This is a genomic window from Neorhizobium sp. R1-B (genome assembly GCF_004368875.1).
Taxonomy (GTDB): domain Bacteria; phylum Pseudomonadota; class Alphaproteobacteria; order Rhizobiales; family Rhizobiaceae; genus Neorhizobium; species Neorhizobium huautlense.
The window spans coordinates 25,038-38,098 of sequence record NZ_SOEM01000022.1; the positions used below are offsets into that span (position 1 = coordinate 25,038).

Sequence of the window (13,061 nt, forward strand, 5' to 3'; positions counted from 1 at the left end):
GACGAGAAAAGCTCTTTCAGATGTATTCATTTCAGTCGGCCCCGCCCCCAGCCAAACAGGCCGTTCCCGCCCAGCGGACGTTTCAGCGCGTGTCGGTCAATGTCGCGGGGCGACTGATGCTGGCGACGCATGAGGAATTTCCCTGCAGCGTCGTGGATATGTCCCCGGGCGACGTAACCTTTGCCTGTTTTGGTCGGCCTCTCGTGGGTGAGCGCGTGATCGCCTATCTCGACCATATCGGCCGACTGGAAGGCACTGTCCTCAGCGTGTCGGACGACGGTTTTGCGATGTCGATCAACGCTACCGACCGCAAGCGCGAAAAACTTGCCGCCCAGCTCACCTGGATCGCCAACAAGCACGAACTCGGTTTGCCGGAAGATCGCCGCCATGATCGTCTGGCACCGCGCAACACCCGTGCCGAAATCACGCTCGATGACGGTCGCCGTTATGACTGCCGCATCATGGACCTTTCGCTCTCGGGCGCGGCGGTCGACGTCGAGGTTCGTCCGTCGATCGGCACGCCCGTTCGCCTCGGGAGCATGCGCGGCCGTGTCGTCCGTCATTTCATGGAAGGCGTCGCGATCGAATTCAATTCGGTCCAGTCCCGCGAAGCGCTAACCGAATTTCTTTGAGCCGCAGGGCGCTTTTCTACCTTCCAATCCCGCACTAAGAGCCGTCCCCCGTTCGCCAACAGCGGCGACAATGGCGCGATGCGGGATCGTTTCCCCCTCGCCATCTGCTCCTCATCAAAAAATGTGCCCTTTTGGCACTTTTTTTCTGAGGCCTATGGCCCCGGATTTGGGAGTTCGAAGCTCTTCCGGCTCGTCCATCGGTGAGACCGCCGGAGTTCTTTGGTTAATTTAACCGTTCCCGCGCTTCACTCGGTCCGGCGGGTGATGACCCTCAATCCCCTCGAAAAGCCTTTTCGGTCAAAGAACTTATCCCACGACGCCGATTGTCGCGGCAATGCTCCGCATTAAGCCCTCTCACCAGTTGCTCGCCGGAATAGTTAGAATTTGAATCAAATTCGAGCAGCATTTTAGGCGAAATCGATTCAAATAAGCGTTTGATTTTACTTCGGTATTTTGCCGTCGATCAAACCCTCTGTGTCAGTGTTCTTCCCACAACGGGGAGACATAAAAATGAAATTCAGCAAGGGACTGGGCCTCGCCGCCATCACCGCATTCGCAGCAATCTTTACCGCCGGCAGCAGCCACGCAATTTCCGCCGGCTCCATGCGCGTCATCAGTCAGGCCAATCCGCCGGTTGGCCACTATGAATTTTGCAAGACCTATGCGAGCGAATGTGAGGCCACCTACCAGGATGCCGGTCCTCTCACGCTCACTGAGGACAAGTGGAAGACCATCCTGGACGTCAATTACACCGTCAACTCCTCGATCACGCCGATGACTGACCAGGACATCTACGGGGTCGAGGAACGCTGGGCCTATCCCCGTACCGTCGGCGACTGCGAAGATTTTGTTCTGCTGAAGCGCAAGATGCTGATCAAAAAGGGCGTCGATCCCTCCGACCTGCTGATCACCGTGGTGCTTCAGCCGAACGGCGAAGGACATGCGGTCCTTACGGTCCGTACCGACCACGGCGATTTCGTGCTCGACAACATGCGCAACAAGGTCATGCTCTGGTCCGACACGGAATATACCTTTCTGAAGCGCCAGGCTTCCGACGATCCGTCCCGCTGGGTCAAGCTTCAGGATGGACGCACTACGGCGGTGGGCTCGGTCGGCCAATAATATCGAGTGCGAAAAAGCGCCTTAGGGAAGATCGCTGCACATCTGAAGGCGCTCGCCGAACGGGTCGTGGAAGCTCGCAAACACCACATGACCGTCGAAGACGACCGGTTCCCCGCAGGCGATGCCGCGGCATCGCAAATCGTCAACTGCGGCGTAACAGTTTTCACGTTGAGAACCACCGTCGTCCCCCGCCGATGGCTCCAAATCCGACGCTGCCGGCGTCACGGCCATATTGCCGCCCGGTCCTCGTGTGGAAAATTCCAGCCAACCTTCCTCCGGAAGGTCGCATAGAGGCTCCCCCCGCCCAAGTGTCTCCCCGCAGAAGAGCCGCGCCCTGCCGAGATCGGTAACGGAAATCGAGACGACATTGATTCCGCAAAAACAGCTGCACCTGTTCCTCCCTGCCGGCGCCGACCAGCCGTTAACGCCACATTAAGGATGAAATTCCAGACTGACGCGCAATCGCCGGACCGCGTTCCGTATCCCTGGTCTCCGTCTCATTCCGGTGCATGGCGAATTTCTTTCGTGAACATGGAGCGCACGTCATGGCAGGTTCAGCCCCCGATGCTACGACTGAAGAAATGCCGCTGATCTCGAACCGGTTTCTCTACCGCTTGACGGCAATCGTCGCGCTCCTCGCTGCTTTGACATTGGCGGTCAGCATTGGCGGCCGCTGGTTCGGCGAAAGGATCGCGCTTGCTGGTCACACCGATAGTACCGAGGAGTTCCTGATCCAGATCGGTCAGGACAAACTCCGTCTTCCTGCCAATATGATCCGCTTCCGCGACCAGCGCCGCAACGGCGTGACCGAGCGTGTCGACATCTACTTCACCTGGCCGGAACAGCAAGGTTACAGTTCCGCGCTGCGCGCCCGCTTCGATGACATTGCCCAGTCTTCAAATTTGATTTTCCTGCAGATTTCACAAAGCACCATGTCGCGCGACATGTCCGGCCGCTTGGAGCCAATCTATTCGAAGCTCTTCGACGGAGATCCGCAGCCTGCGAAGTTCGGGTTGACCATCCACCGGCTGCGGTCTGATTCCGGCTATGGAAAGGAAATCATCCTGTCGGCGCAGCGCCCCGATTCGCCTGACTACGTGGTCCGCTGCCTCCTGCCTGGCGCCGGCGAGCAGCCAACCAGCGGAGACTGTCAGCGGGATATCCACATCGGCCAGGATCTAACGGTCCTTTATCGCTTCTCCAGCGTGCTTTTGAAGGATTGGCAACATATTGATGCCGCAGTTCGGCTTTTTGTCGAAAACCGGCTGGCGAAATAGCCGCCACGGACGGACGGGTTGATGTCTAAAATGCAGCACATCGAGGCAAGCTGCTGTTCATCATAAACCTCTTGGTAACGCTGTTCTCCTAGAGTGTCGGCAACGGCTGCGACGGGGGAGCGTCCGGACGTGGCAAAGTTGATGCAAGCGATGAGTGCGGCAGTGTCGAAAGCAATGTTTTCAGCATCCTTCCCCAAGGATGGCGTTACGGTTCCGGGACGGGTTCTCGGATATTTATTCACCTTGGTCCTGGCGGTTTCGATCCTTGCGGCGCCTGCAGAGGCGGCCCCGAAATATGCCGGCATCGTCGTCGACGCAAAGACCGGCAAGGTTCTCTATGGCGAGGATCCCGATGGTCTTCGCTATCCCGCCTCGCTGACCAAGATGATGACGCTTTATCTGACCTTTGAAGCGCTCGAAGCCGGCCGTATCAGCCTCGACTCGAGCGTGCCGGTCTCGACCAACGCAGCCGCAGAGCCTCCCTCCAAGCTTGGCGTCCGCGCCGGTGGCTCCGTGACGGTAGACCAGGCTATCCGGGCTCTTGTGACACGCTCGGCAAACGACATAGCAACAGCGCTCGGCGAATTCCTTGGCGGATCCGAAGACCGGTTTGCTCAGATGATGACCAGCAAGGCGCGCGCACTCGGCATGACGCGGACGACCTACCGCAATGCTCATGGCCTGCCCAATACGGCCCAGATGACGACCGCGCGCGACCAGGCCCGCCTCGGCATGGCCCTCCGTCAGCACTTTCCGCAATATTACGGCTACTTCTCGATCCGCACGTTTAATTTCGGCAAGCAGGTGATCGGCAATCACAACCGCCTCGTTGGTAATGTGAGAGGTGTCGACGGCATCAAGACCGGCTACACTCGCGCCGCCGGCAGCAATCTCGCGACATCCGCCCAGCTTGACGGACGTTCGATCGTCGCGGTGGTTCTCGGTGGCCGCTCGAGCGCTGCCCGTGACGCAACCATGCGCCAACTGGTTGCCGAATACCTGCCGAAGGCTTCCCGCGGCGGCAATTCGAACCTGATCGCCCAGGCCGCTCCCATTGCGCCGACGCCGGCGGCTCCTGTCAAGTCGACGCCGGCTGCAGCTCCGTCCGATGCGCGTCAGATGGCTGCCCTCGACCTGCCGAACAGCGGTCCGAAGCCGGGCGCTCGTTATAACGAACAGCCCACAGCCGCTTCGCCGTCTGCCGTTGCCTATGCGGCGGAACCGGCCGAGAAGAAAGTCATCACCCAGGCCATGAATACCGCAATGGCGAGCGCCGCAGCCGTACCCACTCCGGCCCCGGAATTCATTCCGGAGCGCAAGGAAGAGGTCGCCCTGCTCCGGTCGCCAAAGCCGAACGTCGATGAAGTTACGACCTCGTCGACCAAGGCTTCCGTGAAGGAAAGCCAGTCCTCCGGGCCGAGCGGTTGGGTTATCCAGATTGGCGCTTCGCCCAATCAGAAGATGGCTCAGGATCTCCTGCAGAATGCGCAGGATAAAGGCGGCAAGGTATTGCGTTCCGCCAAACCTTTCACTGTCGCCCACAGCAACAACGGCGAACAGATCTACCGAGCCCGCTTCGGCGGCTTCGATGACCAGAAGAAGGCCGTCGATGCCTGCAACGTACTGAAGAAGAAGGGCATCAGCTGCTGGGCGTCGCTCCAGTGAGCGGCGGCTACCGAAAAAGGAAAGTGGCCGCGCCGAGATATCGGCGCGGTGGAATCTCGAAAAGTAATGCGTAAACGGGGTTTCCGATGGGAATGAATGAAAACAGCGCGGAGTTTGTCTTCAAGCCCGCATCCAAGACCAAAGCAAGGGGCGTCGCCCTCAACCCTCTCCACGAAGCCGCCATGCGGCTGGCAGGCGTCGGCCTGAGCCGCTCCAAGGAAAAGACCCGCGATCTGGTTGCGATGTTATTGAGCCACGGCGCCCGCGCCTGGCGTCACTCTCAACCGGAAGCCAATATCCATCTTCATATCGGCATGCGGTCCGGCCGGGCGCCGATCCGCCTCAAGATCCGTTGATTTAGAGCAGTCCGAGTTCGGCGAGTTCCCGCCGAAGGTCTTCAGGAAGCGCCGCGACGCCCTCGCCCAATCCACCGAGGTCACGCGGCGCTTCTTCTGCTTTTAGATAGCGCCAGCCCTGGAATGGGCGTTTCGGCTGCGGCGCGGTCTCAATCACTTCCGGGCCGAGAACCAGGTGACAGCGCTGGATGCCGTCGCCGCCGGTAAACGTCTCTATCCCCAGAAGCTTCTGCCGGGCCGCCACCTGCCCCTTGATCACCCAATAGAGCGAACCGTCCTCCAGAAGCTCCTCGACGCGCTTCGGTACCATTCGCGTGGTGTGGACGCTGTGCGGTTCGAGCCCGGCCGCGATCGCATTGAGCGAACGCTCCGCTACCCAGTCCCGAAGGTCCTGGATCGAATCCGCGCCGACGCAGAGTTTGATGAGATGAAGAGCCATGGTTCCGTTGAAAACCCATCCGGGCACCGGGTCAAGCGTTTGCTCGATCACTCCACAGCGGCGAAACGGCTCAGCACTCCACCACGTTGACGGCGAGGCCGCCTGTCGACGTCTCTTTATATTTTTCGCTCATGTCGTTTCCGGTCTGGCGCATCGTCTCGATACAGGCATCGAGCGGCACGAAATGGGTGCCGTCGCCCTTGATTGCCAGCGATGCGGCGGTAACGGCCTTTACCGCTCCCAGAGCGTTGCGCTCGATGCAGGGAACCTGGACGAGGCCCGCAACGGGATCGCATGTCATGCCGAGATGATGTTCGAGGGCGATTTCCGCGGCGTTTTCGATCTGCTCCGGCGATCCGCCCATGACGGCGGCAAGCCCTGCCGCGGCCATGGCTGCGGCAGATCCCACCTCGCCCTGACAGCCGACCTCGGCGCCCGAGATCGAGGCATTGTGCTTGATGATGCCGCCGACGGCCGCCGCCGTCAGCAGGAAATTGCGGATATCCTCCTGCGTCGCATCCTCGTGGAAATGCAGATAATATCTAACCGCCGCCGGGATGACGCCCGCGGCGCCGTTCGTGGGTGCCGTGACGACGCGGCCACCGCCGGCATTCTCCTCGTTGACGGCCATGGCATAGACGCTCAGCCAATCGTTCGCGAGCACCGGATTCAGCCGGTTGCTGCGCCATTCTTCGTTCAGCTTGTCGTGGATGGCGCGTGCCCGCCGCTTCACCTTCAATCCGCCGGGCATGATGCCGTCGACCTTGAGGCCGCGGTCGATGCAACTGCTCATCGCATTCCATATGCCATCGAGGCCGGCGTCGAGCTCAGCCGCGCTCATCTTGGTCTCTTCATTGGCTCGCTTCATCTGAGCGATCGTCAGGCCCGAGCCGCGCGCCATGTCGAGCATCTGTTTTGCCGTGGAGAAGGGATAGGGGACACGGGCATCACTGGACGCCTTCTTAGAGGTCCGCATCGCTTCCAGTTCGGTGTCGGTCACCACGAAGCCACCGCCGATCGAATAATAGATGCGCTTGAGGAGCAGGCGCCCGTCCCGATCGAAAGCCGAAAAGCTCATGCCGTTGGCGTGGCCGGGCAACGGCTGCTTCTTGTCGAAGATCAGGTCAGTCTTTGGCTGGAACTCGTAGGCCGGATGATCTGGCGGCGTCACGCGACCGGTCCGTTCGACCTCGGCGATGATCTCGTCCATGCGGTCCGGATCCACGCTCGCCGGCTCTTCGCCCATCAGCCCGAGGATCACCGCCCTGCCCGTTCCGTGACCAATTCCGGTAAAAGCCAGCGAACCATGCAGACTGACTTTCAGCGCTCCGACATGCGCTCCCATCGGCCTCGGCCAATCGTTGGAAAGGATAAGAGCGAGGAAACGGTTTGCGGCCGACATCGGCCCCATCGTATGCGAGCTGGATGGGCCGATACCGATCTTGAAGACGTCGAATACAGAAAGAAACATGGCGATCCCGGCACTGATACGGTTATGGCCCGAGTCTATGTCAGGCGTGGCGGCTTCTTCGGCGACTGCCCGACATCCCTTTTGACGGCCGCGACATAGCACAAATAGAAACGGCGTGGTTTGAATACCACGCCGAGTGAATGGAAAATCGGATTTATGGGCGAAAGATCAGATAGCGCCGAACAGGTAGGCAAGAGCCAAAGCGCCCGCAAACCCCGCCAGCGCCTTGATGGTCACGCCCCAGCAGGATTTCTCTACAGTTTCTTCCATTTGGTCTCCGTTGGATTGCCGCATTTTAAAGTCCTCAGCGGACCGTCATGGCTAATCGTTTATTAAACTCCGCCCGCTTTCGCAATAAGGAAGATGGCGGAAAAATGGCGCCGGTCACAGCTTTATCGGAATTAACCCACAGAACCTTCCCAGGTTCCGCCGCTCTTGCCGATAGGCCGGAAACAACGCATGACGGAAACATGGACTGATTCCCCATCCGGTGAGCACCATGACGACAGCTGACTACATCGCGCTTGCCCTCTTTGCTCTTCTCTGGGCCCTATATTCCTGGATCACCGCCGGTGCCGGCGCCCGCTTCTTCCCGCGCTCCAGCCTCAATCGCGCCATGGCCGAACGACGCAAACGCTGGATCTACAATTCCTTGCGCCGCGACCTGAAGATGATCGACACTCAGATCATGGCCGGCCTGCAGAATGGCACCGCCTTTTTCGCCTCGACCTCGATCTTCGCGATCGGCGGCTGTTTCGCGCTGCTGGGAGCGACGGATCAGGTCGAAGCCGTATTCGGCAGCCTGCCGCTGGTCGCTTACGGCGGACGCACCGCTTTCGAGGTTAAGGTGGCAGGGCTGACATTCCTGTTCGGCTACGCCTTTTTCAAGTTCGGCTGGTCGTATCGGCTCTTCAACTACTGCACCATCCTGTTCGGCGCGCTGCCGATGATGCACGACACCAACATCGATCGGGCGGCTGCCGAACGTGCCGCCGATCAGGTGGTGCGCATGAACACCATCGCCGCGAAACATTTCAATGCCGGGCTCAGGGCGCTGTTTTTGTCGGTGGGTTATCTCGGTTGGTTTGCCGGGCCCTATATGTTCATGGCGATGACCCTGTTCGTCATCTTCGTGCTCGCTCGTCGCCAATATTTCTCCGAAGCGCGGCTGGCGATCATGGACGAGATCCGCAGTAACTGAGAAAGGCCGTCAGTGACCGTTGCAGAAAATCCCGGCCCCGGGCTGCGCGCACCCCGCATTACGCTTATCGATACGCTGCGCGGCGTCGCTCTCGTCGCCATGGCGACCTATCATTTCAGCTGGGACCTAGAATTTTTCGGCTATCTGGAGCCCGGCACCGCAACGCAAGGGTTCTTCCGCATCTATGCCCGCGTGATCGCGAGCTCCTTCCTGTTCCTGGCCGGCGTCAGTCTCGTTCTTGCGCATTTCCCTCAGATCCGCTGGCGCTCGTTCTGGTACCGTTTTGCTGTCGTTGCCGGGGCGGCATTGGCCATCAGCCTTGCCACACGGATCGCCTTCGCGAATGGATGGATCTATTTCGGCATCCTGCACAATATTGCTCTATCGAGCCTGATCGGTCTTGCCTTCCTACGCTTGCCCGTCCTTTTCACCGCCGGTGCGGTGGTGGCGATCGTCGCCGCAATGATCGTCAACTACGGCCTGATGCCCGGAATACTCGATTCCAGCGCTTTCAACATCCGGTTGCTCGCCTGGCTGGGTTTTGCGGAAATACCGCCGCGCTCGAATGACTACGTGCCGCTGTTTCCCTGGATCGCCGCCTTGCTGGCCGGCATTGCCACGGCACGGCTTGCCGTTTCAAGAAATTGGCTACCGCGCCTTGCCGCACTACAGGCCGCGCCGAACCTTCTTTCGAAAGCCGGCCGGCACAGCCTGGTCGTCTATCTGGTACACCAGCCGCTGCTGATCTCCGCGGTCTATCTGTTCTCGCTGGTGCAGCCCGCGCCGCCACCGGATCCCCGCGTCGGTTATATGCTCAGCTGCGAGACGGCATGCCGCGGCGAAAACAACGATCCCGGTCTCTGCCAGCGCTTCTGCGGTTGCACCGCGCACCGGCTGATCTCACAATCGCTGCTCGTCCCGCTGCAGTCTGGCCAGGTGTCGCCCCAGGATGACCGCGTCCAGTCGCTCGCGCAGCAATGCTCGATCGAGGCGCAATAGCGGTCGAAAGGGTCAATGATCGGTCAGGTCCCGACACCGATTTCGGCGAGCCGCGTCAGGCAGGCTTCTTCCGCATTGTTGAGCTCGTCGAGGGTCTCGTCGATGTCCTTGCGTTTCTGGCGAAGCTCTTCGCGCTTCTCGTCAATGCGCTTCATCATCAGCTTGAGCTGACCAAGTTCGCCCGGCGGCTCCTTGTAGACCTTGATGATCTCTCGGATCTCGGCGATCGTGAAGCCGATCCGGCGCCCGCGCAGGATTTCTTGGAGCAGCCTTCGGTCTGCCGCGCGGAAAAGCCGCGTGCGGCCCCGCCGTTCGGGCTGGAGAAGACCCTCGTCCTCGTAGAAACGAAGCGTGCGGGTAGAAACCCCGAATTCGCGCGTCAGCTCCGTTATGCTATAATATTTGTTCACGATCCCATCCTGCTACTCGTCGGGCGAAAATAATTGACTTTTACGTAACAGTCAATTTTTGCCGCGCTCAGCCGAGCAGCCACAGCGTTGCCAGGCCGAGAAACGAGAAAAAGCCCGTGGTATCGGTGATCGCCGTGACGAAGACTGCCGAGGATACCGCGGGGTCGGCGCCTGCCCGGTCGAGGACCAGCGGAATCATGATGCCGGCCATGGCAGCCGCAAACATGTTGATCAGCATGGCGGTGGCTATCAGCCCGCCGATATTGACGTCGTGGAACCACAGGCCGGCTACAATGCCGACGAGGCAGCCGATTACGACGCCGTTGATGAGCCCCACGCCGGCCTCGCGGCGGGCAACGCGCCAGGCGTTGTGGATGTCGAGATTGCGGGTGGCGAGAGCCCGCACCGTCACGGTCATCGTCTGGGATCCCGCATTTCCCCCCATGCCGGCCACGATCGGCATCAGGATCGCCAGTGCCACCACTTCCTCGATGGTTGCCTCGAAAAGCGAGATGACGGAGGCCGAAATAAAGGCAGTGAAGAGATTGATGAGCAGCCACGGCACGCGGGACCGGGAAGTTTGCGTCACCGAGTCGGAGAGTTCTTCATCGCCGACGCCCGAGAGGCGCATGATGTCTTCTTCCGCCTCCTCCTGGATCACGTCGACCACGTCGTCGATGGTGAGCACGCCGACAAGCCGGCCGTTCTCGTCAACCACCGCTGCCGACAGGAGGTCGTACTGTTCGAAGAGCTGGGCGGCCTCCTCCTGGTCCATGTCGGCGGGAATCGGATAATTCGTCTCCCGCATGATCGTCTCGACCTTCACCTGCCGTTTGGTGCGCAGGATCTTGTCGAGGTCGACGACGCCGAGCAGTTTGAACGTCGGATCGATGACGAAGATCTGCGTGAAGCTCTCCGGCAGGTCCTCCTCGTCGCGCATGTAGTCGATCGTCTGACCCACGGTCCAGAACGGCGGCACGGCGACGAATTCCGTCTGCATGCGCCGGCCGGCCGATTGTTCGGGATAGTCCAGTGCCCTGCGCAGCCTCACCCGTTCGGTAAACGGCAGCTGCGCGAGAATCTCTTCCCGGTCCTCCTGGTTGAGGTCTTCAAGGATGTAGACCGCGTCGTCCGAATCGAGATCGCCGATCGCCGCGGCAATCTGCGCATTCGGCATCTGGTCGACGATCTCCATGCGGATCGCTTCGTCAACCTCGGTCAGTGCGGTCAGGTCGAAGTGATCGCCGAGCAATTTGACGAGTGCAAGGCGCTGGTCCGGCAGTATGGCCTCAAGGAGGTCGCCGAGTTCCGATTCGTGCAGCCGTGCGACGTGCTGGCGCAGGAAAAGTACGTCACGATCGGCGATCGCGGCACCGACCATGGCCAGAAAATCGGCGCGGATGGAGCCGTCCTCGGAATAGATGTCGCCACCTGCTTCGTCGGTCTTGGTGCGCAGGCGGTCATCTTCGCCGATATCGCTCATCTGCCGCCCTCGCTGCTGTAATCGACGTAAGGAGAATGGCGGCTAAAAGCATATTGTCAACAACCGGATAGCTCGATCCGGAGCCACTGCCCCAGCCACTCGTTTTCCTGCTAGAACAAATGGTCGCCCGGGTCCAGTCTGCATGGCAAAAGGATACCGCAAAGGCGCATGCAATGTCGCTCTACCGGCGAGAGGAATTATCATGACCCTTCGTCCCATTCTCAGATATCCGGATCCGGGCCTTTCGAAACCCTGTGCACCGGTCACCGTCTTTGACGATCAGCTCCGAACCCTCGCCCGCGATCTTCTCGACACCATGCGCGCGGCCCCCGGCGTCGGCATAACCGCCGCACATGTCGGGGTGTTGACGCGTCTCGTGGTGTTGGAGCTATCCCGGGAGCTTGGTCCACGCTTCTACGTCAACCCAGAGGTTCTTTCCTTCTCCGCAGAAACCATGCGCCACATGGAAGGCAGTGTCTCCATGCCTGGCGCTACTGATGAGGTCGAGAGGCCGAGAAAAATCCGTTTCCGCTATCAGGATCTCGACGGCACCCGCCACGAGGAGGACGCTGAAGATTTTTACGCCATCTGTATGCAGCACGAAATTGATCAGCTCGACGGTATTTTCTGGCTGAAGCGCCTTTCCCGGCTAAAACGCGACCGCCTCACCCGCAAGTGGGAAAAAGGAACTTAGCCGATAAGCCGAACAAAAACTCCCTTCGGTCGTTTTTCGCTCGCAAGCCATGAGGAGCGACAACGATGAACGGATCTCAAGTAAAAAGTGGGGTTGAACTCGAGCGGAAGGTCGCCGAACGTCTGGCTGGTCTACCGGATGTCGACGCCTCGGCGATAGAACCGCATGCCGAGGGAACGAAGATAGTCCTCGAAGGTTCTGTCGATACCGTGTTTTCAGCCCGCAAAGCGGTGCTGAGCGCGGAAACCGTGGATGGCGTGCATGATGTCGAAAGCCATCTGACCCTGACGGGTAACAAGAATGGCACATCCACGAGCCATTGAGGCTAATCTACCCGGCGCATCGGCTGGTGCGCCGGGTTCCATGTTGAACGGACAGGAGAGCCCCATGCCATCCAAGAGGAAGGCCGATGACATTTCCCGCGAAGAGGATTTTCGCGATTATGACGACCGCAATATCGATGAGGGCTGGCCCTACGACGATGCGGCCGGTGCCGGTGCACGTCCTGTCGACAACGCCGCTTATGGTGATCCGAAGGCCAACTTCGATAGCGGCCGCAATCGCGGATATCGGGTGGACGAGGCTGATTTTGACGGATTGGAGGAACGTGTCGTCGATAGTACCTCCCCAGGTACGGAAGGGCTGGAAGAGTCGGATGATCTCGAAGAACGGGTTACCGATTCAATCGAAAGCCTTGACATCGTGCCTATGGAGGCGGTCGACGTTCATGTGGACGGCGGTGTGGTGACCCTTGAAGGCGTGGTGGACGATGCGGCCACGTCCCGCAAGATCGGCCGTCACATCCAGACAATCGCAGGCGTTCGGCAGGTTGTGAACAATCTCAGGCTCGCGGGTGTCGACAGCCGGATTCCGGATGACGATTAGGCGGTTTCGATCGAGAACTCGGGCGATCCTTTCAGCGTATTGCTGACCGTGCAGATCTCCTCCGCCATATGGGCGATCTCGGCTTTCTGACTGTCCGTCAGGTCCCCGTCAACTTCCAGGCTCACGGCGAAGCGGATGATACGGGAAGGCCCTTCATGGGCTTTCTCGCCGGTCACATGCGCCCTGACCTCGGCGAGCCTATCGAGGATGCCGAGCTTGCTTGCAGCGATCCGCCCGCTCAGGACGAGGCAGGAGGCGAGCGAAGCAAACATCAGGTCCAGCGGATTGAAGCCGGGTTCGGAGGCGCCGGTGACAACCTCCAGCCCGCCCGCCGTCTCGCTTGTCACCTGCGGGTGACCGATACGTCCGAGAACTGCTTTGGCGCCGATCGGCCGGGCCTTGACCTTGATGTCTACCATGCTTGCCC

General features: G+C 60.0%; 15 protein-coding genes. 10 read left to right on the top strand and 5 right to left on the bottom strand.

The features are described 5' to 3' along the window. Positions 1 to 20 precede the first annotated feature (20 nt). From EDE05_RS22150 to EDE05_RS22175, 5 genes are all read left to right on the top strand, one after another. The gene (locus EDE05_RS22150; protein WP_112803343.1) at positions 21 to 632 is read left to right on the top strand and encodes a PilZ domain-containing protein; all 612 of its coding nucleotides are present in this window, start codon (positions 21 to 23) and stop codon (positions 630 to 632) included. Between the two features lie 510 nt (positions 633 to 1,142). Beyond that, positions 1,143 to 1,754 carry a transglutaminase-like cysteine peptidase gene (locus tag EDE05_RS22155; RefSeq protein WP_105374271.1) on the top strand — a complete coding sequence of 204 codons (612 nt, stop codon included), beginning with the start codon at positions 1,143 to 1,145 and terminating at the stop codon, positions 1,752 to 1,754. A 545-nt stretch (positions 1,755 to 2,299) separates the two neighbouring features. Next, positions 2,300 to 3,031 (top strand): hypothetical protein, encoded by a 732-nt coding sequence (locus EDE05_RS22165; RefSeq protein ID WP_112803346.1) that lies wholly within the window; start codon positions 2,300 to 2,302, stop codon positions 3,029 to 3,031. A 141-nt stretch (positions 3,032 to 3,172) separates the two neighbouring features. Next, complete coding sequence (locus EDE05_RS22170) at positions 3,173 to 4,696, top strand: D-alanyl-D-alanine carboxypeptidase (RefSeq protein ID WP_132413192.1); 1,524 nt, start codon at positions 3,173 to 3,175, stop codon at positions 4,694 to 4,696. An 86-nt stretch (positions 4,697 to 4,782) separates the two neighbouring features. Continuing rightward, the gene (locus tag EDE05_RS22175) at positions 4,783 to 5,052 is read left to right on the top strand and encodes a hypothetical protein (protein ID WP_112803350.1); all 270 of its coding nucleotides are present in this window, start codon (positions 4,783 to 4,785) and stop codon (positions 5,050 to 5,052) included. A gap of 1 nt (position 5,053) precedes the next feature. Here EDE05_RS22175 and EDE05_RS22180 read toward each other — a convergent pair whose 3' ends face one another. Beyond that, positions 5,054 to 5,491 (bottom strand): DUF1489 family protein, encoded by a 438-nt coding sequence (locus EDE05_RS22180; protein WP_112803352.1) that lies wholly within the window; start codon positions 5,489 to 5,491, stop codon positions 5,054 to 5,056. Positions 5,492 to 5,561: 70 nt separating this feature from the next. Beyond that, the gene (locus EDE05_RS22185; RefSeq protein WP_105374275.1) at positions 5,562 to 6,962 is read right to left on the bottom strand and encodes an L-serine ammonia-lyase; all 1,401 of its coding nucleotides are present in this window, start codon (positions 6,960 to 6,962) and stop codon (positions 5,562 to 5,564) included. 499 nt (positions 6,963 to 7,461) lie between these two features. Here EDE05_RS22185 and EDE05_RS22190 point away from each other — a divergent pair, with 499 nt between their 5' ends. After that, positions 7,462 to 8,163 carry a DUF599 family protein gene (locus EDE05_RS22190; RefSeq protein ID WP_105374276.1) on the top strand — a complete coding sequence of 234 codons (702 nt, stop codon included), beginning with the start codon at positions 7,462 to 7,464 and terminating at the stop codon, positions 8,161 to 8,163. Positions 8,164 to 8,175: 12 nt separating this feature from the next. Continuing rightward, on the top strand, positions 8,176 to 9,162 hold the full coding sequence (locus EDE05_RS22195; protein ID WP_245422997.1) for a DUF1624 domain-containing protein: 987 nt from the start codon (positions 8,176 to 8,178) through the stop codon (positions 9,160 to 9,162). A gap of 23 nt (positions 9,163 to 9,185) precedes the next feature. Here EDE05_RS22195 and EDE05_RS22200 read toward each other — a convergent pair whose 3' ends face one another. Together EDE05_RS22200 and mgtE are read right to left on the bottom strand one after the other, a co-directional pair. After that, on the bottom strand, positions 9,186 to 9,572 hold the full coding sequence (locus tag EDE05_RS22200) for a MerR family DNA-binding transcriptional regulator (RefSeq protein ID WP_105374277.1): 387 nt from the start codon (positions 9,570 to 9,572) through the stop codon (positions 9,186 to 9,188). 67 nt (positions 9,573 to 9,639) lie between these two features. Then, positions 9,640 to 11,055, bottom strand: a complete 1,416-nt coding sequence (gene mgtE, locus EDE05_RS22205) for a magnesium transporter (protein WP_105374278.1) — start codon at positions 11,053 to 11,055, stop codon at positions 9,640 to 9,642. 202 nt (positions 11,056 to 11,257) lie between these two features. Here mgtE and EDE05_RS22210 point away from each other — a divergent pair, with 202 nt between their 5' ends. From EDE05_RS22210 to EDE05_RS22220, 3 genes are all read left to right on the top strand, one after another. Beyond that, on the top strand, positions 11,258 to 11,749 hold the full coding sequence (locus tag EDE05_RS22210; RefSeq protein ID WP_105374279.1) for a peptide deformylase: 492 nt from the start codon (positions 11,258 to 11,260) through the stop codon (positions 11,747 to 11,749). A gap of 65 nt (positions 11,750 to 11,814) precedes the next feature. Beyond that, entirely contained in the window at positions 11,815 to 12,072 is a 258-nt protein-coding gene (locus EDE05_RS22215) for a BON domain-containing protein (RefSeq protein WP_105374280.1), read from the top strand. 64 nt (positions 12,073 to 12,136) lie between these two features. Further along, positions 12,137 to 12,634, top strand: a complete 498-nt coding sequence (locus tag EDE05_RS22220) for a BON domain-containing protein (RefSeq protein WP_157949101.1) — start codon at positions 12,137 to 12,139, stop codon at positions 12,632 to 12,634. On the opposite strand, the gene EDE05_RS22225 is transcribed toward EDE05_RS22220, so the two are convergent. Continuing rightward, the gene (locus tag EDE05_RS22225) at positions 12,631 to 13,053 is read right to left on the bottom strand and encodes an OsmC family protein (RefSeq protein ID WP_105374282.1); all 423 of its coding nucleotides are present in this window, start codon (positions 13,051 to 13,053) and stop codon (positions 12,631 to 12,633) included. The two genes, EDE05_RS22220 and EDE05_RS22225, sit on opposite strands and share 4 nt — an antisense overlap. Positions 13,054 to 13,061: the final 8 nt, after the last annotated feature.

Coding starts and splice junctions, on each gene's coding strand:
- EDE05_RS22225 (WP_105374282.1), bottom strand. CDS start 13,053: ATGGTAGACATCAAGGTCAAGGCCCGGCCGATCGGCGCCAAAGCAGTT.
- mgtE (WP_105374278.1), bottom strand. CDS start 11,055: ATGAGCGATATCGGCGAAGATGACCGCCTGCGCACCAAGACCGACGAA.
- EDE05_RS22165 (WP_112803346.1), top strand. CDS start 2,300: ATGGCAGGTTCAGCCCCCGATGCTACGACTGAAGAAATGCCGCTGATC.
- EDE05_RS22215 (WP_105374280.1), top strand. CDS start 11,815: ATGAACGGATCTCAAGTAAAAAGTGGGGTTGAACTCGAGCGGAAGGTC.
- EDE05_RS22170 (WP_132413192.1), top strand. CDS start 3,173: ATGCAAGCGATGAGTGCGGCAGTGTCGAAAGCAATGTTTTCAGCATCC.
- EDE05_RS22185 (WP_105374275.1), bottom strand. CDS start 6,962: ATGTTTCTTTCTGTATTCGACGTCTTCAAGATCGGTATCGGCCCATCC.
- EDE05_RS22175 (WP_112803350.1), top strand. CDS start 4,783: ATGGGAATGAATGAAAACAGCGCGGAGTTTGTCTTCAAGCCCGCATCC.
- EDE05_RS22180 (WP_112803352.1), bottom strand. CDS start 5,491: ATGGCTCTTCATCTCATCAAACTCTGCGTCGGCGCGGATTCGATCCAG.
- EDE05_RS22155 (WP_105374271.1), top strand. CDS start 1,143: ATGAAATTCAGCAAGGGACTGGGCCTCGCCGCCATCACCGCATTCGCA.
- EDE05_RS22220 (WP_157949101.1), top strand. CDS start 12,137: ATGCCATCCAAGAGGAAGGCCGATGACATTTCCCGCGAAGAGGATTTT.
- EDE05_RS22190 (WP_105374276.1), top strand. CDS start 7,462: ATGACGACAGCTGACTACATCGCGCTTGCCCTCTTTGCTCTTCTCTGG.
- EDE05_RS22210 (WP_105374279.1), top strand. CDS start 11,258: ATGACCCTTCGTCCCATTCTCAGATATCCGGATCCGGGCCTTTCGAAA.
- EDE05_RS22150 (WP_112803343.1), top strand. CDS start 21: ATGTATTCATTTCAGTCGGCCCCGCCCCCAGCCAAACAGGCCGTTCCC.